This is a genomic window from Bacteriovorax stolpii (genome assembly GCF_002872415.1).
In the GTDB taxonomy this organism is placed as follows: domain Bacteria; phylum Bdellovibrionota; class Bacteriovoracia; order Bacteriovoracales; family Bacteriovoracaceae; genus Bacteriovorax; species Bacteriovorax stolpii.
In genome coordinates, this window is the sequence record NZ_CP025704.1 from 2,916,761 (window position 1) to 2,938,692 (window position 21,932).

The following is a 21,932-nucleotide window of genomic DNA, read 5'->3' on the forward strand; positions in this document are numbered from 1 at the left end:
GACGTGTAGAAATGTTCTTAGATTTTTTAAAGAAACATATGCTCACTCTTAAAAGCAGTTTGCATGCCAAATTCGAGGAGCATAAAACGCGGTGCTCGTTATCAGAATGGACATTATTCCAAACAGGAAGGGGCAAAAATGGAAGTCACATTGAAGTAAGCATAGAGTTATTCACAATTTTACATTTGCATACAGAAGACGTTTCCGTATGATGAGAGGCAGTGAGAAAGATGTGATTCCATTTTTATTTGTCCTCTCTTCATTGTTTGCCTACACCTGTTTTAAAGGATTACAGATCGCTCCAGCGCATCCCTATATCATGTTTGCTGGAACCTCCGTTTTTTTTGCACTCATGATTTCTTCCATGTTTATTTCGCGCAACAAACCTGATGCCTTTGAGGCCAAATGGTTTATGGTATTAACGTGGGTTGGCTCACTCTTTATGGGATGGTGGGGAACATTTATTATGATCTCTATCCCCATCGATATTGTTCATTTTGTTTTTTCGATGTTTAAAGATGGCGAATTTTTTATTGGTCCTCGCGGTTATACTATCATTCTCGCCCTTTCTGCTCTCGTGACATTCCTGGGATTTGTTGAAGTGCTTCGCGGTCCAAAAGTTGTTGAAGTCGATTTGCCAATTAAAGATCTTCCACCTGAGCTAGAAAACTTAAAGATCGCCCAAATCAGTGATCTGCATATTGGACCTACAATTCAAAGCCGCTACGTCAATAAAGTTGTGAAAAAAACCAACGCTACTCATGCTGACTTAGTTGTTATTACTGGTGATCTTGCTGACGCTCACACTGAACCAATCAAAAAACACTTACGCCCACTGGGAGAATTGCAATCTCGTTTTGGAACTTTCTACGTCACCGGCAATCACGAGTATTACTGGGGTGTCGAAAGTTTATTGCCTGAATTAAAAAAGCTGGGTTTTGAACTCTTAATCAACTCCAACCGCATTCTCAACATTGGTTCTGCAAAACTTTTAGTGGCCGGTATTTCCGATCCAGTTGGAAGATCTTTTTCAGAGGAACACCGCCCAGATTTAATAAAGGCCCGTGAAACTCAGGAAAAAACTGATTTTAATATTCTACTTGCACATAGACCTGATCCCTATGTGAACGCCGAAAAATATGGCTTTCACTTGCAGTTTTCCGGACACACCCACGCTGGACAATTCTTTCCTTTTAGCCTGCTCATACCTATCGCCCACCGCTACTACAAGGGGCTCAACCGCCACGGCAAACTCTGGCTCTATGTCAACCCGGGAACCGGATATTGGGGCCCAGCTCACCGCTTTGGAATTGCTTCCGAAATCACCCTTTTAAAACTGTCTAAAGTTTAAACACTGACCAATTCTTTTCCTTTACTTCACCTCCAGCGTCTTGAATTCAGAAGCCTTTTCTCGGCATAAGCTTTGCTCTTTTAATCACATCTATTCTTAATAAAGGATGTTTAATGAAGTCATTACTTTGTCTTCTTTTGGTTTTTTCTACTGGTGCTTTTGCTGCTGAAGAAAATCAGTTCAAGCCACTCAAAGATGTCCGCAGTCAAATGACCTTCAAACCATTATCTGATGAAGATAAAGAGCTTATCATCTCTTATACAAGAACTCTTTTTTCAAAAGTCTATGTAAACCTTGAACATAAAATGTCGATCTATCCGACCAATCCTCTGGCGGATTTAAAAATCATTGAAGACCGCTACCACGAAATGGATGAAGTTGAATTTCACCAAAGGATGCTGGCGATTTATACCAGTGTTCGCGACTTCCATGTAAACTACAATCTGCCTAAGCCTTATGCCTGTTATAGCTCATTGACTGGTTTTTCTCTTCAAAAAATGAAGGCCAATAAAATCATCGTGACTTCTGTTAACCTCAACCTTAAAAATCTTTCTCCCGATCTTCAAAAACTCACACCGGGAGATGAACTCGTAAGCTACCAAAATACATCCCCACTAAGTTATATAAAATCCCGCTCGGCAGCCGTTGGGGCCTCAACACCTGATGCGGTTATCGTTCAGGGTGTTTTTGATCTTTATTTCCGCAGCCACTATGGATCAATCCTGCAAAAAGATAATGAAATTACCGCTTCCTTCAAAAGGCCCAACGGAGAAGAGTACTCTATTGTTGCTCCATGGATTGCGCGTTTTAATCCTGATTGTTTAAAAGAAAAAACCGAAGAAAAAGTTCAATCTGGCAAGACTGATGAGAACTTAAGAGAAGTAAAATTAAAAGAACGTAAAAAGTTCTTCCTTAATTGGAAAAATAAATTTATCACCTTCTTTAAAAACAAGCTTCCACTAGTGAAGAAAAAATTCCTCAACTCAGAAACGTCCTTAGTCGACTTAAGTGCACCCCATACGACAAAGCACCCTAACCTTTTCTGGAAAGTGATTCCTTACCAGGGACAGAATTTTGGTTATTTAAAACTGGATAGCTTTGATGCACCAGAAGGAACAAATGCGGCAGTGGCAGAGGTTAAAAAAGTCCTGACTCAAAATCTGGCAGACACGAGTGCTTTGGTTATCGACCTGCGCGGAAACTATGGTGGGCAAATTTCATTTGCAGAAAAGATGGCCGCCCTTTTTGGAGCAATGCCAGTTAAGAGCATTCCTTTTTATGTAAGAGCAAATGATTTTATGAGTTTTATGTTTAAAGACGATCCATCATGGCTGAAGTTGATGATCCCTCAAGGAAACAACAACACATTAGTTGGACCAGGAAACCTGACAACTCTGACGGACCTTTCTCGCGTTTCTCAGAGCTACTTTGGTAAAGTTGTTCTCTTAACAAACAGCGAGTGCTTTTCATCATGTGACCTTTTCTCTGCTGTTATGAAAGACTACGCTCGCGTTAAAATCTATGGTACTGACCACTCTACTTTTGGTGGAGGGGCCAACGTCTGGGCAACCGGCTATATGAAACCGGCCTTCGAATCAATTGATATGCCAGTTCCACCACAAAATATTTCAATGCGTGTAACGGCCAGACATGCTCATCGCCTGGCGGATAACTCTTTAATTGAAGACCGTGGTGTTGCGACAGATGTTATTCTTGACGAAGAAACTGATGATCTTTTAACTCAAAACTCTACAGTTGTTGCCAAGATCTACAACGATTTTTTAAAAGACCCTACGCTAAAGAAATCTTCAGACACTTTTGTGGAGTTTGAACAAAAATCATTTCAAGTTCACGGTGATAACCTGGTTAACCTGATCGCATCAGTTGGAAATATTGATTACATTTCAGTATTCAAGAATAAAAAATTCGTTCAGCGTTTTGAAAAAGATGAAGAGGATAAGATTGCTATCACGCTTAACTCTAAAAACACTCCGTATGGAACAGAGTCAGTTGAAATTTACGGCTTTGACCGCGATTCATCTACGCGTTTGCCGGTTTTAAGAACCTCACTTCTTCTTGAGACTCTGCCTGAATTTAAAAAACTTCAAGACCTCAATGTTATTGGTGATGTTATCACCACAACTTATCCCAAGAATGCAGATTGCGGATGGCAAAAATCTGCAAATGCTCTTTTACTTGAAGGATATTGCCCGGAGACATCTACAGAGGCGACGCTCTCAATTGAGCTTCCTCAAACTGAAACCATTCTTTCATTTGACCTAATCATGGATACAGAGCCTGATTATGACTTCTTTGAAATCGTGGCCATCGTCAATGGCGTGGAGACTCAATTAATGGAGCCGGTTTCTCAACCGCAAAATGAGAGCTTCCGAATTAGCCTTGGGGCCTTTGCCGGTAAGAATATTGACTTGAAATTCAAAGTCATCAGTGATGAGGCTTTCTCTGGAAAAGGCGGAAGCATTTCTAATATTCAAATTCAGTAATTCTATGTTAGGTTGGTTGCATGAGTAATCAACCTGACATTTTTAAAGCAATCATCACCGAAGTCACACAAGTCACGGCCAGAATCAAGGCCTTTAAACTCGAGTATGGTTCTCGTTCATACCATTTTAAACCAGGCCAATGGATAGATCTTTATGCCCCAATTGAGGGCAAAAATATTGGTGGCTATACCATCACCTCTGCTATCCAGGAAAAAGGCCATATAACCCTTGCTGTGCGCGAATCCAATACACATCCAGTGACTCAGTTCCTTCATCAGATTGAAGCAGGACAAGAAGTCATGATTACTGAAGGCCAGGGAAAATTCTTTTTAAAGGAAGAGTACATGAACTCACCTTTAGTTTTTATCGCCGGAGGTATTGGGGTGACTCCTCTTCTTTCGATGTTTAGAAGTGTGGATAAAACGAAAACATCACTAAAACTCTTCTATTCTGTGTCCTACGAGGAAGACATCCTCTTTCGCGAGGAACTAGCTCCCTACAGTGTGTTTACCGCAACCAAAGGGCATTCGCCGTCATGGCAAGGTGAAACCACTCGCATGAATCTGGCGATGCTAAAAAAATATGGAACGGATTTAGGATCACATTTTTTTATCTGTGGCCCCCGTCCGATGATTGATTCGATGGTGACCGAACTTAAAGAAGCAGGCGTCTCAGCAGATCACATCCACTTCGAAAAATGGTGGTAATGCTCGATTTCTACATTCTTTTATTCTTTCACAATACATTCGTAGCTAACTGTGGCCAGTGCTCCTGAATACTCTACAGTCTCTTTCTGGCAGCTAATCTCATTGTCATGTCTGATGATTGTTTCAATTGAAAGACCGCTTACTTTGGCCCCTGAAGTGTATTCGTATTGACCTTCAAGACTATTAAACAGATTCTCAGCATCTTTACCTATAATTCGAGTCTCAGCAAAAGCAGACACAGACATTAAAAGCAGGACAAACGTCATAAACTCTTTCATAAGGGCTCCATTATTTATTTAACTCGATTATGCCTGAGTCAAGGCCGCTCTCAAGGGATACAGTATTTTTTACATAAAACACCCTGCCCCCCTCGATTCATCCTACAATAACCGCATGAAAACAATCCCAACACTTGCCCTGCTTTTAGGTGGCCTTCTTACCAACTTAGCCAATGCCTATGACTGCCCTCTCAAAGAGAAAAGTCCGGTCATTGAGGCCTATGGCATTTCCAGCTCCGGCCAGATGGACTGTGGGTATGTCACCAATGTTGAAGACATGATTATTGGTGTCCAAAGATTCAGTGAAGAAAAAGTTCCAGTGAATCTTTTTGTCCAGCATGTTTTTGATAACGCCAGTTTTGATGGTGGAACAATTATCCAGGTTCCAGAGCGCTTGATTTTTACCAGCGAATTTGGACAAGAATACCCCACGACAGTTGTGGCCAACCTGGCGACAGTCGCCCATGAATATGGTCATGCACTTCTTGAAAAAAAATTAGAGAATGCTCTTTTAAAACAATTTCCTCAATATGCTGGCTACATCACTTTCAGCCAGGATATTTCTGCACTTAAAATTGCAGCGGTCAAAAATCCGGACTCAAAAGATATTCAACAAAAGCTTGAAGCCAAAAACAAAGAACTTCTTAACAATAAAAACTTTATTCGTTTTGCCCGTGTGACAACGGCCTACTCTGAACTCTATGCTGACGTTGTGGCCAATTACCAGTTTGATGACAAGAGTGCCATCTTCACGGCCCTTTATTATGATGAGATGAATGACAGGGCCTTTAGAATGGTTCAGACCCGAGATTTTAATACGGAGTTCACTGACCGCCATAAAGTGTTTATGACTGAAGAGCATGGTTATTTCGCGTACACTAGAACATATATCGGAAAAAACCTGTGGCCTAAGAATTTAGACGAAAAGAAAGTCATGTTAAAAAAGATTGGTGATGCCATCGTTGAGGAAGTGAGAATTCTTTTAGCAAAGGGCTCAGATCTTCCAAATTATGAAACGGCTAATAAGTCACTTATTGAGAGATTAAAAAAGCTCAAATAAAAAAGGCCGCATTAAGCGGCCTTTGTTTTATTTTAATATCAATTGCCCTTCTCTGATCTTATCCAGGGCCTGCACCATCAAGCGGGCCGCTTCCTGAGGAGCGTGGAATCCTGCAGAGTTTTCTGCTTCCACGAAATCGATTAAGAACTGAGCTTCTCTCTGTAGGTTCTGTGCTTTTTTAACTTTTGCCGGATCAAAGTTTTTGGCCTGGGCATTTTTTAAATCAGTGATGAACGCCATGAGAGCATCCAGAGCTCTATTGCGCATTTCCAGGTGTCTTGATTGAATCAATTCAACTTTACTAAGTAGCTCTGACTCTGGTGAATGGTGGCATGTCTGGCATGACTTATTAATGTTAAGAAGCGGGCTTCTTGCCTGGTGATCTGTAATTTTCATCGCACCTACGCGCTGATAAGGCATGTGGCAGTCCACACACGAGACACCTGACTTCGCATGGACTCCCTGACTAAACATTTCAAACTCAGGGTGCTGGGCCTTTAGCACTGGAGCTTTTGTCTCTACGTGAATCCAGTCTTTGTGTCCATTCTCCTGGTACTCTTTTAAGATCTCATCCCCTTTAATCCCTTTATCCCAAGGAAAAGTTAAGCGCTTTTCAGTTCCTTTAAAATAGTATTCAACGTGGCATTGAGCGCACACAAATGTACGCATCTCCTGACGTGTGGCCATTTTATTAACTTCATACTTTTGAACACCAAGAGTTGCTTTGTATTTTGCAATCCCTTCCATAAAGGCCGGACGAGTGACTCTCAATTGCATGCTTTGCGAATCGTGACAATCAATACAACTCACCGGGTGCTTCACCCCTTTAGCCGCCTCATGGTAAGGCATCTTATTCATGATCTCGAAGCCTTTTTGAATATCTCCATCACCAAGTTTATACATCATCGGGTAAGTTGAAGCGTGACAGTTTAAACAAGCACCAGGTTGTGGAACTTGCTGGCGTCCAGTGAAGAGTTGGTCTTCAAGCATGTAAGCGTGACCTCTTTCTTCGCGGAAGTCTTTACTAAAAGCATAACCAAGCCACATCATTTTTAAGCGTGGGTCTTCTTTTAATTTGTCCTGGGCCACGTGATCGCGAGGGTCTGCACTCGAAGGCATGCGAGGAATTGATTCTGAACCACCGTGCTTGGTGCGCACTTGATCGACAGTTCTTAAATAGGTGTCATATTGCAGAGGAAAATTCTTTCCCCAAACTGCAGGGTCATCTTCTAGCGGCGAGATTTCGACCACGCGAAAGAAAGGATTTTTCTGTTCACTCTTTTTCACCGCAATGTCAGTCGCAAGAAAACCAATTCCCGCTCCCACAATGGTAAAGACAACAACGATTAAGGCCAATTGTTTTTTATTCATTTTCCCCTCTTAATGACTGTGACCAACATCCCTATGGCATTGCACACACGAACGTCCTTCAAGTAAAGGTTTCTCGTGCTGGGCCGAATTCATTAAATCTCCATGACAGTGCAGACATGACTTCATGGCAATATCAAAATTGTGTTCTCTGATTCTGATGGGATCGCGGTATTTTCCGGTGGTGAATTTCCATCCGTGGTTAAAACCATTTTCCGCTTTATTGAGATATTTAAGATAAAACTCTTGTGGAGCATGACATGAATTACAAGTCGCTACACTTTTGTGCGACGATTTAGACCAACTGTCGTATTGGTCTTTCATGATATGGCAGTTAACGCAGGCCTTTGGGTCATCCTGTAAATACGAATAACCTTTCCCATAGATGAAGGTAAAAGACCCTAATCCTAAAGAGAGACCAATCACTGCGCAAAGAATAACGAAGATAGTTATCTTGCTCTTCAAGCTCTCTCCTTTCGTGATAAGTATAACAAGAAGAATAATTTTCACAAAATAATTTTTATGATGATGAATGTCAGCAAATCTGAATTGCTCAACTATAAAAGACGGTCTACCATTAGTGCATGCTAAAATTAATTTCTCTTTTACTTCTCTTGAATTCATCTGCTTCATTTGCCAATGAAGAGGAAAACTTTGTCTGCTCGGCTTTTTACGTGAAGCCTCTTGTTGCCAAGGTCAACGCACCTAATGCACGCGACAAGTTCAAGCACTGTTCAGTCTCTTGTATGCTAACACTTCGATGCGGAACACTGGATGCTTACAGTGCCGGTCTTCTCAAAGAATTGCTAGATATGATGGGAATGGGAAATCCTGAAACGGCCGACATCCGTGCGAACGTGGCCGGGATTACTTTTGCTAAAAAGAAAGAAGCGACTAATGACGAAGAATGTATGGATCTTTGTGGAAAACTTTATCCCTGAGTTGCCGCAGCCTGCTTCATAAAAGCTTCAGGATCTTTTAAATAGGCCCCTGTCACCATATCCATCGTCAGGATATGATTTTCAATCCAAGACTTGAATTCGAATTCAAAATAAAATTTCAACAGACTCACGTCTTTAGTTAATGCGTACTCTTGAAAGAGTTGATACATGATTTTCTGGACGCGCTTGTGCTCATTAGAGTGACATCCTAAAATCGGACAATTTGTTTCCGCCATCATATCTTCTTCAAAAAGAAAATGATCTCTCAAGTGAAAAGCAAACTCTTCCAGCATTTTCTCGATGCGAGAGTGGTCGTAATCTTTGGTTGATGTGAGGTATTCGTAAATCGAGTTCGCCAGTTCAAGCTCTTCTGCGTGAACTTCGTTCATGTCTTCGAATGGGACTTTATTCATTTTTTGAGTGTCAAATAACATAGGCTCCTCTTTACTTTAAAAAACCATAATTGCCAAAAAGAAACCATGACTTAGGTCGCTTTTTCACCATTGGTGAAAAGATAATAACAACTTAACTTGCACCCCTCGTCATAATCCTGTTATCTCTGCCCCAACAATTTATATGGAGGTCACTATGAAACTTGCTCTTGCAGTCCTAATGATGTCTTTTTCACTTTCTAGTTTTGCCTTTTCAGCAAAGATGCCAAAGGCCTGTGCTCAAAAAGTATTATCTGAAATTGGAGAAGGCTCAGTTCAATCAAACGCGAAAGACATTCTTATTGACCTTAAACTTGATTGGAAAAATAACCCAGAAAAAGAAACCGCTCACTACGACGATTGTGGCCCTTCTGATTTCTTTTATATCACAATCAAAAAAGAGAATTGTGAAATCGTTGAGATTGGCAGTGGTGATAGCGATGGAGAATGTGAGTAAAATACAGCATCGAAAGATAAAAAAGACCATCCTAACCGATGGTCTTTTTTATTTTCACTTTCCCATTTTATTGAAGTTTCAAGGTCGACTCGACGAAGTCTCTTTACACCAAGAAGTAGCATTTGTTAAAATTTTACTATGGAAATCCAGACAGCAAATCTAATTTTAAGACCTTTTCAAATGTCCGACATTGATGACTTACATGTCTTCTGCTCCGACCTTTCGAATGTTGAATATATGGACTGGGGACCGAACACACGGGAACAAACAGAAAAGTTTCTTGCTGAAACTACTGCTCCCTTAGAAGGTAAAAATCCCACAGTATTTAACTTTGCAGTCACCCTTAAATCTTCTGGAACTGTTATCGGTAGCTCTAGCGTGTGGATCAGAAGTGATATCCATCAGCACGGTGGATTAGGCTACATTCTCAACAAACAATTTTGGCGCAAAGGCTACGGTACTGAGCTTGCTGCGGCCTTGGTTAAATTTGGATTTGAAACACTTAAATTTCATAGAATATCTGCGACCTGTTTTCCACATAACCTAGGCTCGAAACACTTACTCGAAAAAGTAGGATTTAAGCAGGAAGGTTATTTGCGTGAAGAGCTATATGTCCGTGGACAATGGCGTGATTCTTTACTCTTCTCAATCCTTGAAAAAGATTATATCGACGCGAAGTAATTTTCTAACACAAATATAAGAAGAGGGAGAATTTCTTCTCCCTCCTAAGGTAGCCTTCATTGGCCAAAGGAGCTCTCAGCTTTGATCAAATTTATAAATGTGCTAGAATGAAATACCTCCCAAGTTCAGGTTTGCTAGACCTGCGGGAACTTTCAATGCTTTGAACCCCTCTTATCACGAGGGGTTTTTTATTAGTGCTGGTTTATGTTGTTATTGGTCGAGTCTTTCAGAATTGGAATGTCAGGAATACCAATGGGTATTGGCTCAAATGCTGAAGCAATTCTTTTTTTATATTCAGATATCAATCCTGAATTTTTTAACTATTTTTTGAAATTGTTTACAATCGTAAAGAATGGCGCACCCTGAGGGATTCGAACCCCCGACCAACTGGTTCGAAGCCAGCTACTCTATCCAGCTGAGCTAAAGGTGCGCTGATCTGGAAGCCTTAGTATAAAAATGAAAGCACGATTTAACAACTTTTGCCCTCAAAATTGCCCTCTAAACCCCTAAAAATGCCTCCTTTTTACACAAAAGCTTGCGAGTTTTGACCTCTATCGCTATAAACCTCCCATGACAAATTTAGTTTCTGAAAATATCCCAGGCTACACTCTGCTCGATTCTGGTTTTGGTAAAAAACTCGAAATCATCGCAGGGGTCACTGTTGAACGCCCCTCTCCTCAGGCCATCTGGGCCCCGCGCTTATCTGAAGGCGAATGGAAAAAAGCAACGTCAGTTTGTATTAGAAAGTCTGATGGTGGCGGAACTTGGCAACACAAAAATAAAGAGCCACAAGACTTAGTGCTTGAATGGGAAAAACTAAAATTCAAATTAAAGTTCACTTCTTTTGGCCATTGCGGAGTTTTCTTTGAACAGCAAGCTGTTTGGAACACACTTGTTCGTGAAACAGAAGCGCTTCAAAAAGAACTGGGACGTCCAATTAAGTTTTTAAACTTGTTTGGATACACTGGATGCGCCAGCCTTGCTGTTCTTTCAACAGGGGCAGAAGTTTTTCATGTAGATTCAAGTAAAGGTGTTTTAACTTGGGGAAGAGAAAACGCTGAGCTTTCTAAGTTAGACACAAAAAAAATTAAATTCGTTCAAGAAGACGTGAGAGGATTTATTAAACATTCTCTAAGAAAAGGTTTCAAATACGATGCAATCCTGGCCGATCCACCGAGCTGGGGTCACGGGGCCAATAAAGAAGTCTGGGAATTTGAACAGATGATTCATGAGATGGTCACGGATTGTTACAATATCTTAAACCGCGAAAAGAGTTTCTTCTTTCTTTCTTCTCACACTCACGGTGTGCAGTCGGAAGCTTTAAGAAACATCATGAACGATCACAAGTCAAAAAAGGAAATCGTGGTTGGAGAGCTAGGTGTTCGCCACTCAAATGACCCGAGAATTCTTCCAGCTGGAATCTACTCTCTAGCTAAAAATATCGTTTAAATTCTTCTGGCAATGGAGCGGTGACTGAAATCAGTCGCCCTTGGAATTGAAACTCCAAGTGATGAGAGTGCAAAAACAAGCGCTCTGCCTTATCTGGTTTGCCGTAAAAAGCATCACCGAGTAAAGGGTGATTGCGAAGTGCAGACTGGACTCGGATCTGGTGCATACGTCCTGTCTCCAGTGTAAAGCTCATGAGCGAGACACCATTTTTATAATCTTTCTTTTCAAAATATGTAATGGCCTTCTGTCCACCTTTTAAAACCTTCACCATCTTTTCTTTATTCTTCACCTTCTCTTTTTTAAGAAAGTCTTCCATCATCCCCTTCTCACCTTCCCATTCACCGTGAACTAAAGCGATATAGTTTTTTTCAATCGTCCTTTCATCAAAGATGGCCTGGATGTCTTTATTGATTTCTGGATTTTTAGAAAAGAGCATGGCCCCGGATGTGTCTTTGTCCAAGCGGTGAAGAATCGCCAGCTCCGGATGATCTTTTTTTAGAATGTCGTAGAGGTTTTCGCGCGACTTATCCACCGTCGCGTGAACGATTAAACCTGAAGGTTTATTGACGATTAGAAAGTCAGAATCCTCATATAAGACTTGAATCATGCTTGATATGTTAGCAAATCGTCGACAATTTAGGCAGTTTAAAAAAAGAAAGACAGACACTTTTTCTTAACTAGCGACAAATTCAATCTTTAGTTTTGGTATTCATCTTGCTTTTCTTAGCAAAGAAATAGAAATGCATCACTAAAGGAAGTTTATGAAAACTGCTCTTCTGCTTTTAAGTGCCATCACTTTCAACCTGAACGTTTATGCTGCTGATATGTACGATTCTCGATGGAAACATGAAGTCGAATCCATTCTATCATGCCAAAACACAATCCAGGGTTGCACAGCAGAGCAAGAGCTACAAATCGCCTCTATCATGGGGAAAACAACGCCAACACAGGAATTAAGTCGCTTTATTAAAGCGGATAAACAGGCCCAACCTCTTTACATCCCTCTGGATATGAAAAACCAGGAGCTCGTGGCCCTGGCCGCGGCAACCAGCTTGGGAGTTGTGGCCTTTGCCAATGATAGAGCTATTACAGATTTCGCCATTGAACATAAAACAGTCATGTCTGACCCAATTACCACCGTAGGAAATTTCCTAGGAAGAGAAGCCACTATTCCTCTTGTCGCTGGATCGTATTTCCTTGGGGTAGTTTATAAAGACAATAAACTGAAGCAAGTAGCACTTTTCACTGTAGGTGCAACCATTGCCGGACAACTCGTTACCGAAGGAGCAAAAAACTTATTCGGAAGAATGAGACCAGCTCAGAGTGAAAACCCGTATGAATTCTTCCAGGAAAAAAGTAAGTCTTTCTTCTCAGGACATACGACTCAAGCTTTTACGATCGCAACAATTGTTTCTGAAATGTATAAAGATGACTACCCTGTTGTTCCCTATGTAGCTTACGGTCTGGCTTCACTTACAGCCTACGCCCGAGTTTATGGTGAAAACCATTGGGCATCTGATGTTATCACTGGTGCGATCATGGGGACATTTGTCACCAGATTATTTTTAAGTTTTATGAAACAAGACAAAAGTAAAGAAAATGGTGGATTCTCAGTTTCACCTGGAATTGACCCACTAACTGGAACACTTATGGTGAACGTAAACTACGTTCCAAAACAAAAAGCTTCGACGCTAAAATGTGCGAAAATCAGCGACCAAATCGAGAGGGCCAAGGCATGTATGGCCGAAGTCATGAAACAGAAATAACTCCCTAGAACCCCCTGTAAAACATAGGCCTCATCCAATGGATGGGGCCTTCTTATTTGTAACCTGTTAAGAAATCTGCACCTGTCTAAACCTTAGACACCCTCTCCCATCTATCCCATGGAATTTTAAGTCAAATCCCTCGGCACTCTTCTTGCTCTCTATGCTTTGTAATTAATGTCATTTCTGTGGGAGATCTTTTTATGAAGACTTACTCATTATTTGCTCTTTTACTTCTTACAGTTTCTTTTGGAGCTTCTGCGGGATTCATCCCTCAAAAGAAAGTCTTAGTTTCTGTTGGAGATATAAAAGACAATAAAAGCAAAGAATGGAAAAGAAGTACATGTCTTCAGGTTTACACTATTGCCAACCAAATTACAGAAAATGGAACAAACGTCACATGCCGTGAGTTCGATACTGATAATTTTATGGACTCAGATCTTCAAAAATTTTCCAAATCATACGACTACCACTTACGTATAACAAAAAATAGAGACTCATCTCTGTCGATGGATATCACAAACTGGTCGCGCGTTCATGACTCTGACTTTAAAGCAGTTGGTTGGGAATTCAAAGACAGCCCAACATCAAAAGCTTCTAAAGAAGATGCTTTTGCTAAAGTCCTGGGTAACATCTTCTTATATGCTGACAACGAACTTGCCTACAAGGCCGGAGTTCTTGCTAACGGTGCATTTGAATCTAACCAGATTTCATACGATGAGAAAAAAGGCGTATTCTTAGATAACATCACGATGGAGCCAATCTCTATCAATAAAGCAATTACACTTTATGAAAATGAATCTCCAAGAAAGAAAAATTACTTAAGAACTGGTATTGAAATTGGTATTCAGCTTTCAGCGGCCATGGGGATCTATTATAAGAACCTCGTCTTCAATCAGGTTGACTTCGACTACTCTCTTTCATCAGGTCTAAAAGGGAAATACGTTACAGGTGACGCTATCCTTTTTGATGACAACGATAAATTCTCAAACTACGGACACACTTACGCCGGAGTTATGTACTACCAGACAGCGCGTACAAACGGATTTAACTCTCTTGAATCAGCACTTATCGGATTTGCTTCTTCAACGGCGTGGGAAACTCTTGAGTACCATGAAGTTATGTCGATCAACGACCAGATCTTAACTCCGATTGGTGGTTATGTTATCGGTGAAGCAACTTACCAGATCTCATGTGCTCTTGTTTCTAAAAACTCACTTGGAGCAAAAGCTCTTGGTTATACACTCAACCCGAACATGGCCTTAAACCATGCTCTGGACAAAGCTTATAAAGGCGACAAATACGCGGCCCAACCAGACTGTAAAAAGCCTCGTTGGTCAGACATCTCAGTTTACGTTGGTCTTGAAAAAGGACAAAAAGCTTACGAACCATCAAAAAACAGCGACTACGTTATTGGTATGAACGCAACAGTTGTAAAGATGGAAGACTACAACAAAGAAGGTAAAGGCGGACAACTTGTTTACGATACAGCAATGTCTAAAATGATCGTAGAACTAAACGGTAACCAAGGTCTGACAGATCTTCGAGTTGTCGCACAAGTTGTAATGGCGGCCTACCACCAAAAGAACATGACAAAAGATGAAAAAGGACAATTGCGTGGATATGACCTGATTGTCGGTATCGGTTCAGGGTCTACTTGGCATGACCGCGGAGGCGCAGAGCTTTCAGATAAAGAAGATTTCTACGGTACAGTTAACATTTTAGGAGCAACAGCTCACGCTAACATTAACTACAACGGCTTTAACATCAGAGCGGACTTCGGTATCTACGGTGACTTCGCGATGGTAAAAGCATACTCTCTGGAAAAATACAGAACGGCCAATGGCGGTATTGATAATGAATCAAGTGTTATGAAGAGAAAAGGATACTACTGGGGAGCTGGTGCTTCTGCAATCGCCGCGATCTCAATTTCAAAAGGAAGATGGGAAGTGGGATACTGGGGACAACACTCTAGCGCAACAAGTATCAACGAGAGAAACAGAGTTGAAGCAACAAGTGGTAACACGTTCTCAGATACAATGCATATCAACCGCGTGTATGTAAGCTTTAGTTTAACAAAGAACTTAAAACTCCAACTCTCTCATGAATACAACATCAGAACTGGTTCAATGAATGGTGATGCTTTTGAGACGAAAGGAATTGAAAAGAGAACAATGGGAACACTCGTATATAAATTCTAAAGCGGGCCTGGAGCCCTAACTCCGGCAAGCAGATAAAAAAAGGGCCTCGATAAGAGGCCCTTTTTATTTTTATTCTGCTGCTTCTTCCATAATTTCACCAGACTCTTCGTCCACATGAAATGGAGTGTCCGCGATATCGACGCGGTGGCGACACTTAGGACATTCTAACTGCTTGCCGTTTTTCTTCGTGAACTTCTCTCCCATCACTGGGTGCCCACAAGCCGAACAGTCAAAAGCGTATGGCTTGGTCCACATAGCATTTGAACACTCTGGGTAATTTGAACATCCGTAGAATAGTTTTCCGTAACGGCTCTTCTTCTCTGCGAATTTTCCAACCTTGCAAAGCGGACATTGGACATCCAGGGTAAATGGTAAAGTCGTCGCACACTGAGGATAATCCTCGCACGCCAGGAACTTTCCGTATTTCCCTTTTTTAATCGCTAAGCGCTTGCCACAAGTTGGGCATGGGTCTTTAGCAAATTCTTTTTCAATAATTGTAATAACGCCGTCTAATGACTTTTTAAAATCTTCAGTCGAGTTACAGTCTGGGTAGTTTGAACAAGCAAGGAACTGCCCGTTTTTCCCCCATTTAATCTGGTATTCACCATCGGCACATTTACGGCAATGAACCCCAGTTGGGATTGACTGCTTCTTCAGGTTTTTCATTTCGTCTTTAGCTTTTTCAAGCGTCAACTCAAACCCTTTCCAGAATTCACGTAAAACTTTTTTCCAGCTGACATCGCCTTCTTCGATTTTATCCAGAAGCTCTTCAACTTTAGCTGTGAATTCAATATCCATAACGTCAGGGAAACTCTCCACTAACATTTTACAAACGACGTTTCCAAGTTCTGTTGGAACGAAGCGGTTTTCAATTTTTTCTACGTAGTTTCTGTCTTGAATGTTGGAAATGATCGCCGCGTATGTAGACGGGCGTCCGATTCCGTCTTCTTCAAGAGCTTTAACCAGAGAGGCTTCATTAAATCTTGGAGGAGGTGAAGTCCAGTGCTCTTCCATATCAATTGCTTTTTTCTGAGCAAATGACTCTCCTTCCGAAATGTCCGGTAGAAGTCCTGTTTTTGGTTCTTCACTCTCTTCAGACTCATCTTCATTCTTTCTGCTTTGTTTTTCCGCAAGAGAATCAAGATAAACAGTTCTAAAGCCAGGAAATTTTACAATTGAACCATTTGATTTAAAGAAGTGTCCACCTGCTTCAAACGTCACAGTTGTTTGATCGATTACAGCTTGAGACATTTGAGAAGAGATAAACTTGTTCCAGATTAGTTCATAAAGTTTTTGTTGGTCAGGATCTAAATCCCCACGCACTTCATCCGGTGTGAACTCAAGGTTAGTTGGACGGATGGCCTCGTGGGCATCTTGTACCTTACTTGTTCCTTTTTTCTTATAGACAATTTCTTCTGCTGATAAAAAATCTTTTCCGTATTTCTTTTTGATGTAGTCGCGAACTGACTTCATCGCTTCCGGCTCTGTTCTCACCGAGTCCGTTCTCATATAAGTGATCAAACCTTGCAGACCGTGGTCTCTTAGTTGAACCCCTTCATAAAGCATCTGGGCAACCATCATCGTTCTCTTCGCTGTGAAACCAAGCTTGTTAGCTGCTTCCTGTTGAAGCTTAGATGTTGTGAATGGCGCTGTTGGATTTTGTCTTCTTTCTTTTTTCTTAACTTCGATTGCTTTTAGTGGCTTGCCTTTGATGTCTGCTAGAACACTCTTTGCAAGTTTTTCTCCGGCGTTTCCATCAAGTTCAGTTTTCTTCCCTTGCTCTTCACCGTAATAGCGCACTTCAAAGTTAATGCCTTTCTTTTCAAGTTCACCTTGAATTGAAAACCACTTTTCTGAAACGAATTTTTTGATCTGGTCTTCGCGCTCAACAATAACTCTTAAAGCTACCGACTGAACACGTCCCGCTGAAATCCCTCTTTGAACTTTATCCCAAAGGATCGGCGAAATTTTATAACCCACAAGGCGGTCAAGAACACGTCTTGTCTTTTGCGAGTCATACATTGGCTGATTAAGTTCAGTTGGATTATCAATAGCATTTTTAACGGCAGTTTTTGTTACGGCATTAAAAACAACTCTGTGGATGCTTTTCTTTTTTCCGATTTCTTCAGCAAGATGGAAAGCGATCGCCTCTCCTTCGCGGTCCATATCGGGTGCGAGGTAGATTTGGTTGGCGTGTTTTGCGAGTTCCTGAATTCTTTCGATCTTATCTTTTTTTCCGGTAATCGGAACAAGGTCTAGTGCGAAGTCGTCTTTAACATCAACGCCTAACTTTGATTTTGGAAGGTCCTTGATGTGTCCGTTAGACGCTACAACCTGAAATCCCTTTCCTAAATATTTTTTAATGGTTTTTGCTTTTGACGGAGACTCAACGACCACCAGGTCATAATCTCCGTACACTTTTTCATTATCGTCTTTATCTGCTTTGCTTCCAGCAACTTTCGGAGCTTTTTTGGCCACGACAGCTTTTGCTGCTTTTGCTGGTGTCTTTTTCACGACGACTTTTTTCGCCGCTTTTTTAGCAACTGCTTTTGCACACATGTTTTTTACCTTAGTGTCTTAATTAATTTTTTGGTAACTACTTTTTGAGATCAGTATTCAACAACTCATCCACTTCTTCAAGGTCAAACTCTGTTAGACCGTATGGATTCTCTTTGTTATTGATGTCTTCATCGAGATATTTTCTTCCGATGTCCTTCTCAATTTCGTTTAGTGACTCAAACGCATTAGGATCTTGTTGTTTAGATTTCTTCTCTAAATCTTCAAGACTCTGCTGCTCTAAGAACTTGTCTTCATCCACTTTCGATTCATTGAGAGAGCCCTCAGCATCTCTAATTTCCGACTCGAGACGATCTAACTCTTTAACATCGCGCTCAGAGTCTTTGATTACTGACTTGTCGCGCTCCTGACGCTCTAGCTCTTCTAGCTCGTCTTCGGTTAATTGAATTTTATCAGCTTTATTTAAAATATCTTGGCTTACGTCATCAAGATTTAGCTCTACGTCTAACTCATCAAGCGCTTTGCCTTCCATTTTCTTGACATCGATAAGCTTGTCTTTGCCTTTTAAGCGAATGCTTCTCGCCTGCTCTTCCTGAGTTCTTGTAATTGCAATACTTCCCACAGCAATTTCATTCATTGAACCAGTAATTAAGGCCGTAGCAAAATTGTCAGTAATGTTAATAACTGTCAATTCACCAATTTTATACGTCGGACTTGGAGTGATTTTTCTCTGAGTCCCACGATCAACAAAAGAATAAATATCAAAAACGTTTCCTAACTCCACACCATCAGCGCGCCCACGGTCAAGATAAACGACATCTCCGTAAGAGAGCCCCGAGATAGAATCGCGATAGCTTCCAATAATCGCTGCTTCAACATTTCTTCTACTAAACGTCTTGGCAAGCTTTCCAATTTTTGGAGTATACACAGTGATGCGGTCTTTTCTTTGAACAAGTCCCGACTGCTCGACAACCTGACATTCCCAAACGTCATCAATTTTTCTGATGGCCTTAATCTGGGCCGTTGTCGTGTATAAAAATCCTGAACGATCAGACACCGGATGCTTCACTTCTCCACCCGAAGTGTAAACAGAGAACATATCCCCTGGTTTTACCTTCGTTGATTTGTCGAAATTAACGTAAAGAGTTTCAAGTTTATTAATAAAAACAGACTCTTTCGGTGACGCTTTAATCTCCCCTAAATCCTGAACAACGTTGGTTGTAACAAAAGTATTTAAGAAGAAACCTTCTTTGTAATTGAAAACAATTTTATTGCTCTTATCAAAGCCCGTGCTGTCGTAAACTTCAGACGGCTCTGCAATAACGATATCTGACATTGGTGGATCGTATTTTTCGTATTCAGTATTGCGCTGTTGTTTTTCCAAGCGCTCTAAATCTTCATACGTCTCTTCTGAAGCAAACTGGAAATACACACCTTGATCCAGAAGCTTCTTTCTTTCCTGAATCCAAGAAGGACGGTTCTTATCATCAGAACTTGTGTAAGCTCCACCACCTTTTGCTCTTTCAATTTCATCATCGCTAAACTCACCCACTTGAACTTGTGGGAAAGTGTCGGCATCCCCTGTATCAAAGGCCAGAATGGTTCCCGGCTCAATCTCATGAGGGTTAGTAATCTGCGGATTTAGCGACCAGATTTTTGAATAATAAAAACCTGAACCAAATAGCGACTTCGAAATCTTCCAAAGGTAATCACCTTTTTGAACTTCGTATTTCTCTAATTTTGACTTAATCGCCAGGTCATCCCACTCTTTTCCCGTGATTTTGTGCTGAACGTATTTAGAGAGCTCTAAAAGCTTCTTCTCTTCACTTCCGACATCAAAATTAACGCCTTCGTCGGCGATAATTTCCGCTTTATCATCGGCCGCACTAGAAACATTCTGCCCCTTAGGACTCACTACGTTTAAAGGGCCTTTTTGATCGGCTGGCTCAACAGGAGCTTTGCCTTCCATGACTGTTGGGTTTTTAGCTGGCTCTTTATCAAAAACAATTTCCCCCACATCTTCTTTCAGAGATTGAAGGTCATCTTGTTCTTCGAGAGTCGACATCTGTACATCAGAGCTTGGTGCCGGAGCGGAATCGCCAGATGGATTCAGTGATTCAAAAACATTTACTTCTTCCAGGTCAGCATTTGTCGGCTCCTGCGCGTGAACTTTCCCACTAGCAAGACTCGCCAATAAAACCAAAAATAAATACTTGTTCTTAGATACTGCCATCCTAGCCTATCCTTAACTTTTAAGTTGCTTCAAAGAAATCGTGTAACAGCGAATAGTACTTCGCTTGTTTTTCAGGTTGCTTTAGTTTTTCACTACACACAACCAGTTTGCCCAGGGCCTTGATAACAAATCCTGAGAATGCATATTTTCCAATGATTTCTTCATACACTTGTGAGGCCAGGTCGAATTCACCTTGAGCAAAAAGCAGATCGCCCAACATCATTTTTGCGCGGACAACGATTTGCTTTTCTTTTGAAGCTTCAAGCTCCTTTAAGATGATAAGCGCCTGTTCAAACTTATTAACCTTAACTAACTCCTGCACTTCGCGAAGTCTTGAGATCTGGTCATCAATTTCATCAGTATTGTTAACAGTCTTAACTCCCATACTTGTTGGAAGGGCCGGACCTTTTTCTTCTTTAACTGCCGCGAGCGCATCTACACCATCAAGATTAGGTGCATCTGGAATCGCGTGATCAATCTTATTGACTAACTCAGAAGGATCAAGCACCGTGCTCTCCGCAATTTCAGGCTTCTTCTGTTCATTAGGGTTTGCTGCTGGCTGAGCAGCTGCAACTTCTTGTGATTTTAAATTCTTGGATTGATTTAAAAGATCGTTGTACTTTCTAGCAAGCTCGTCATATTGCTCTTTTGGAACTGTCGACGACTGCGATTGCACTCCATCATTTAAAGCAGAGTCCACTGTTTGATCGCGATGCAACCAAAGCGATGAACATGAGGTGAGAAACAGGGTGCTACATAATAGCAAACCGCTGTTTATGGCCTTACTGGCATAAATCCTCTTCACTTTTTGTCCTCCATGACTTGTAAATGTGAATGCGATAACTTAACTTTTATTCTAAATCAGATCAGATACATGTCAAACGTGTTTTAAGGGTTCTATGTCAAATCAATCCAGTCAACTTTTTCACTACATCATCAGACTTAATAAAGAAGATTCAGCTTTTTTTTATTTCCAGCTCGAGGCCAACGATGGCATCTGCTTTTACTCAACCATTGAGCACCCCCATCACGCTCAGTATAGAGACATCGAACTCCGTGGCGATCTAAACTTAAAAGGTGAAATGGAACAGATTCTAAAAGAGTGTTCTAAAAAATTTAAAATCGATATATTACTTGATGAAACTATTGCAGATAAAAAAGGTTAAGTATGAAAAATATTTTTTTAATTGCCCTACTCCTTATTAGTGCTTCTTGTTCGACAACTCCGGTGACGGGAAATAAAGCTTTTTTATTAACGTCATCAGAAACAGAAAACCAGCAAGGTGAAGACGCTTACAAAGAAATTCTTTCAAAAGAAAAAGAAGTCAAAGGAACACCTGAAGCAAGGATGGTTGAAGAAATTGGAAAACGCATCGCCGCTGTCGCTAATCAACCAGACTTTAAATGGGAATTTAGAACTCTACAAAGTGATGAGCCCAATGCTTTCTGTCTTCCAGGCGGAAAAGTTGCAGTTTACACTGGTATCTTTAAGTACGCTAAAAACGAAGCTGGACTGGCAACAGTTATGGGCCATGAAATTGGACACGCAATCGCACGCCACGGTGGCCAGCGCATGAGCCAGCAAATGGCAACTAACGCTGCTCTTGCAGGCTTGGCCGTTGTTGGTCTTTCAAAAATGGACAACACAAAAAAGACTGTGGTCATGGCCGCTCTTGGCGCTGGAGCGACTTATGGAATTATTCTTCCTTTCTCAAGAAAGCATGAAACGGAAGCTGACGAGATTGGATTAGTGCTTATGTCAAAAGCAGGATACGACCCTCGCGAGTCGGTTAATTTTTGGGATCGCTTCTCTCAAGCAAGCGCAGGGAAGGCTCCACCTGAATTTTTATCAACTCACCCCAACAGCACTAACCGCAGGGATCACTTAAGGGAGCTTCTACCAAAGGTTCTTCCCGATTATGAAAACTCAGCAAAACTTGGAATTGGAAAAAATCTATAAAATAAAAAGGCCCTCACTACGAGGGCCTTTT

The 21,932-nt window shown here is 41.1% G+C and carries 20 protein-coding genes and 1 tRNA gene; 12 read left to right on the forward strand and 9 right to left on the reverse strand.

The window, feature by feature from the left end; genetic code table 11:
* The first annotated feature begins 208 nt into the window (after positions 1 to 208).
* The 3 genes from C0V70_RS14290 to C0V70_RS14300 all read left to right on the forward strand — a co-directional run bounded on the left by C0V70_RS14290 (position 209) and on the right by C0V70_RS14300 (position 4,562).
* Positions 209 to 1,351, forward strand: coding sequence for a metallophosphoesterase (locus C0V70_RS14290; protein WP_102244543.1), 1,143 nt, complete (start codon positions 209 to 211; stop codon positions 1,349 to 1,351).
* A gap of 113 nt (positions 1,352 to 1,464) precedes the next feature.
* Positions 1,465 to 3,855 (forward strand): S41 family peptidase, encoded by a 2,391-nt coding sequence (locus C0V70_RS14295; RefSeq protein WP_102244544.1) that lies wholly within the window; start codon positions 1,465 to 1,467, stop codon positions 3,853 to 3,855.
* A gap of 20 nt (positions 3,856 to 3,875) precedes the next feature.
* On the forward strand, positions 3,876 to 4,562 hold the full coding sequence (locus C0V70_RS14300; protein ID WP_102244545.1) for an FAD-dependent oxidoreductase: 687 nt from the start codon (positions 3,876 to 3,878) through the stop codon (positions 4,560 to 4,562).
* 20 nt (positions 4,563 to 4,582) lie between these two features.
* On the opposite strand, the gene C0V70_RS14305 is transcribed toward C0V70_RS14300, so the two are convergent.
* Positions 4,583 to 4,840: a hypothetical protein gene (locus C0V70_RS14305; RefSeq protein ID WP_102244546.1), complete on the reverse strand. Its 258-nt coding sequence runs from the start codon at positions 4,838 to 4,840 to the stop codon at positions 4,583 to 4,585.
* Positions 4,841 to 4,955: 115 nt separating this feature from the next.
* Between C0V70_RS14305 and C0V70_RS14310 the strand changes: the two genes are divergently transcribed.
* Positions 4,956 to 5,900, forward strand: coding sequence for a hypothetical protein (locus tag C0V70_RS14310; RefSeq protein WP_102244547.1), 945 nt, complete (start codon positions 4,956 to 4,958; stop codon positions 5,898 to 5,900).
* Positions 5,901 to 5,927: 27 nt separating this feature from the next.
* On the opposite strand, the gene C0V70_RS14315 is transcribed toward C0V70_RS14310, so the two are convergent.
* Positions 5,928 to 7,271, reverse strand: a complete 1,344-nt coding sequence (locus C0V70_RS14315) for an ammonia-forming cytochrome c nitrite reductase subunit c552 (RefSeq protein ID WP_102244548.1) — start codon at positions 7,269 to 7,271, stop codon at positions 5,928 to 5,930.
* Positions 7,272 to 7,280: 9 nt separating this feature from the next.
* Positions 7,281 to 7,733 carry a cytochrome c nitrite reductase small subunit gene (gene nrfH, locus C0V70_RS14320; protein ID WP_142409080.1) on the reverse strand — a complete coding sequence of 151 codons (453 nt, stop codon included), beginning with the start codon at positions 7,731 to 7,733 and terminating at the stop codon, positions 7,281 to 7,283.
* A gap of 119 nt (positions 7,734 to 7,852) precedes the next feature.
* Here nrfH and C0V70_RS14325 point away from each other — a divergent pair, with 119 nt between their 5' ends.
* Positions 7,853 to 8,209, forward strand: coding sequence for a hypothetical protein (locus C0V70_RS14325; protein ID WP_133566595.1), 357 nt, complete (start codon positions 7,853 to 7,855; stop codon positions 8,207 to 8,209).
* On the opposite strand, the gene C0V70_RS14330 is transcribed toward C0V70_RS14325, so the two are convergent.
* Positions 8,200 to 8,622 carry a bacteriohemerythrin gene (locus C0V70_RS14330; protein WP_166637331.1) on the reverse strand — a complete coding sequence of 141 codons (423 nt, stop codon included), beginning with the start codon at positions 8,620 to 8,622 and terminating at the stop codon, positions 8,200 to 8,202. The genes C0V70_RS14325 and C0V70_RS14330 overlap by 10 nt on opposite strands.
* A 175-nt stretch (positions 8,623 to 8,797) precedes the next feature.
* On the opposite strand from C0V70_RS14330, the gene C0V70_RS14335 reads away from it, so the two are divergent.
* Together C0V70_RS14335 and C0V70_RS14340 are read left to right on the forward strand one after the other, a co-directional pair.
* Entirely contained in the window at positions 8,798 to 9,097 is a 300-nt protein-coding gene (locus tag C0V70_RS14335) for a hypothetical protein (protein WP_102244552.1), read from the forward strand.
* Between the two features lie 138 nt (positions 9,098 to 9,235).
* The gene (locus tag C0V70_RS14340) at positions 9,236 to 9,778 is read left to right on the forward strand and encodes a GNAT family N-acetyltransferase (protein WP_102244553.1); all 543 of its coding nucleotides are present in this window, start codon (positions 9,236 to 9,238) and stop codon (positions 9,776 to 9,778) included.
* Between the two features lie 353 nt (positions 9,779 to 10,131).
* Here the strand turns inward: C0V70_RS14340 and C0V70_RS14345 are convergent.
* A tRNA-Arg gene (locus tag C0V70_RS14345) sits at positions 10,132 to 10,208 on the reverse strand.
* Positions 10,209 to 10,348: 140 nt separating this feature from the next.
* On the opposite strand from C0V70_RS14345, the gene C0V70_RS14350 reads away from it, so the two are divergent.
* A complete protein-coding gene (locus C0V70_RS14350) occupies positions 10,349 to 11,227 on the forward strand; it encodes a class I SAM-dependent methyltransferase (RefSeq protein WP_102244554.1) in 879 nt (292 codons plus the stop codon).
* Here the strand turns inward: C0V70_RS14350 and C0V70_RS14355 are convergent.
* On the reverse strand, positions 11,211 to 11,834 hold the full coding sequence (locus tag C0V70_RS14355) for an RluA family pseudouridine synthase (RefSeq protein WP_102244555.1): 624 nt from the start codon (positions 11,832 to 11,834) through the stop codon (positions 11,211 to 11,213). The genes C0V70_RS14350 and C0V70_RS14355 overlap by 17 nt on opposite strands.
* Positions 11,835 to 11,988: 154 nt before the next feature.
* Between C0V70_RS14355 and C0V70_RS14360 the strand changes: the two genes are divergently transcribed.
* Both C0V70_RS14360 and C0V70_RS14365 read left to right on the forward strand, forming a co-directional pair.
* Positions 11,989 to 12,993, forward strand: coding sequence for a phosphatase PAP2 family protein (locus C0V70_RS14360; protein ID WP_102244556.1), 1,005 nt, complete (start codon positions 11,989 to 11,991; stop codon positions 12,991 to 12,993).
* A gap of 200 nt (positions 12,994 to 13,193) precedes the next feature.
* Positions 13,194 to 15,191, forward strand: coding sequence for a DUF3943 domain-containing protein (locus C0V70_RS14365; RefSeq protein WP_102244557.1), 1,998 nt, complete (start codon positions 13,194 to 13,196; stop codon positions 15,189 to 15,191).
* Positions 15,192 to 15,260: 69 nt separating this feature from the next.
* On the opposite strand, the gene topA is transcribed toward C0V70_RS14365, so the two are convergent.
* From topA to C0V70_RS14380, 3 genes are read right to left on the reverse strand one after another with little or no spacing between them, the layout of a single operon-like run.
* Positions 15,261 to 17,750, reverse strand: a complete 2,490-nt coding sequence (gene topA, locus C0V70_RS14370; RefSeq protein WP_102244558.1) for a type I DNA topoisomerase — start codon at positions 17,748 to 17,750, stop codon at positions 15,261 to 15,263.
* Positions 17,751 to 17,787: 37 nt separating this feature from the next.
* A complete protein-coding gene (locus C0V70_RS14375; protein WP_102244559.1) occupies positions 17,788 to 19,941 on the reverse strand; it encodes a LysM peptidoglycan-binding domain-containing protein in 2,154 nt (717 codons plus the stop codon).
* A 19-nt stretch (positions 19,942 to 19,960) separates the two neighbouring features.
* The gene (locus tag C0V70_RS14380) at positions 19,961 to 20,746 is read right to left on the reverse strand and encodes a tetratricopeptide repeat protein (protein ID WP_133566594.1); all 786 of its coding nucleotides are present in this window, start codon (positions 20,744 to 20,746) and stop codon (positions 19,961 to 19,963) included.
* A 94-nt stretch (positions 20,747 to 20,840) separates the two neighbouring features.
* Between C0V70_RS14380 and C0V70_RS14385 the strand changes: the two genes are divergently transcribed.
* Together C0V70_RS14385 and C0V70_RS14390 are read left to right on the forward strand one after the other, a co-directional pair.
* Positions 20,841 to 21,107 carry a hypothetical protein gene (locus tag C0V70_RS14385; protein ID WP_102244561.1) on the forward strand — a complete coding sequence of 89 codons (267 nt, stop codon included), beginning with the start codon at positions 20,841 to 20,843 and terminating at the stop codon, positions 21,105 to 21,107.
* 2 nt (positions 21,108 to 21,109) lie between these two features.
* Positions 21,110 to 21,901, forward strand: a complete 792-nt coding sequence (locus C0V70_RS14390; protein ID WP_102244562.1) for a M48 family metallopeptidase — start codon at positions 21,110 to 21,112, stop codon at positions 21,899 to 21,901.
* Positions 21,902 to 21,932: the final 31 nt, after the last annotated feature.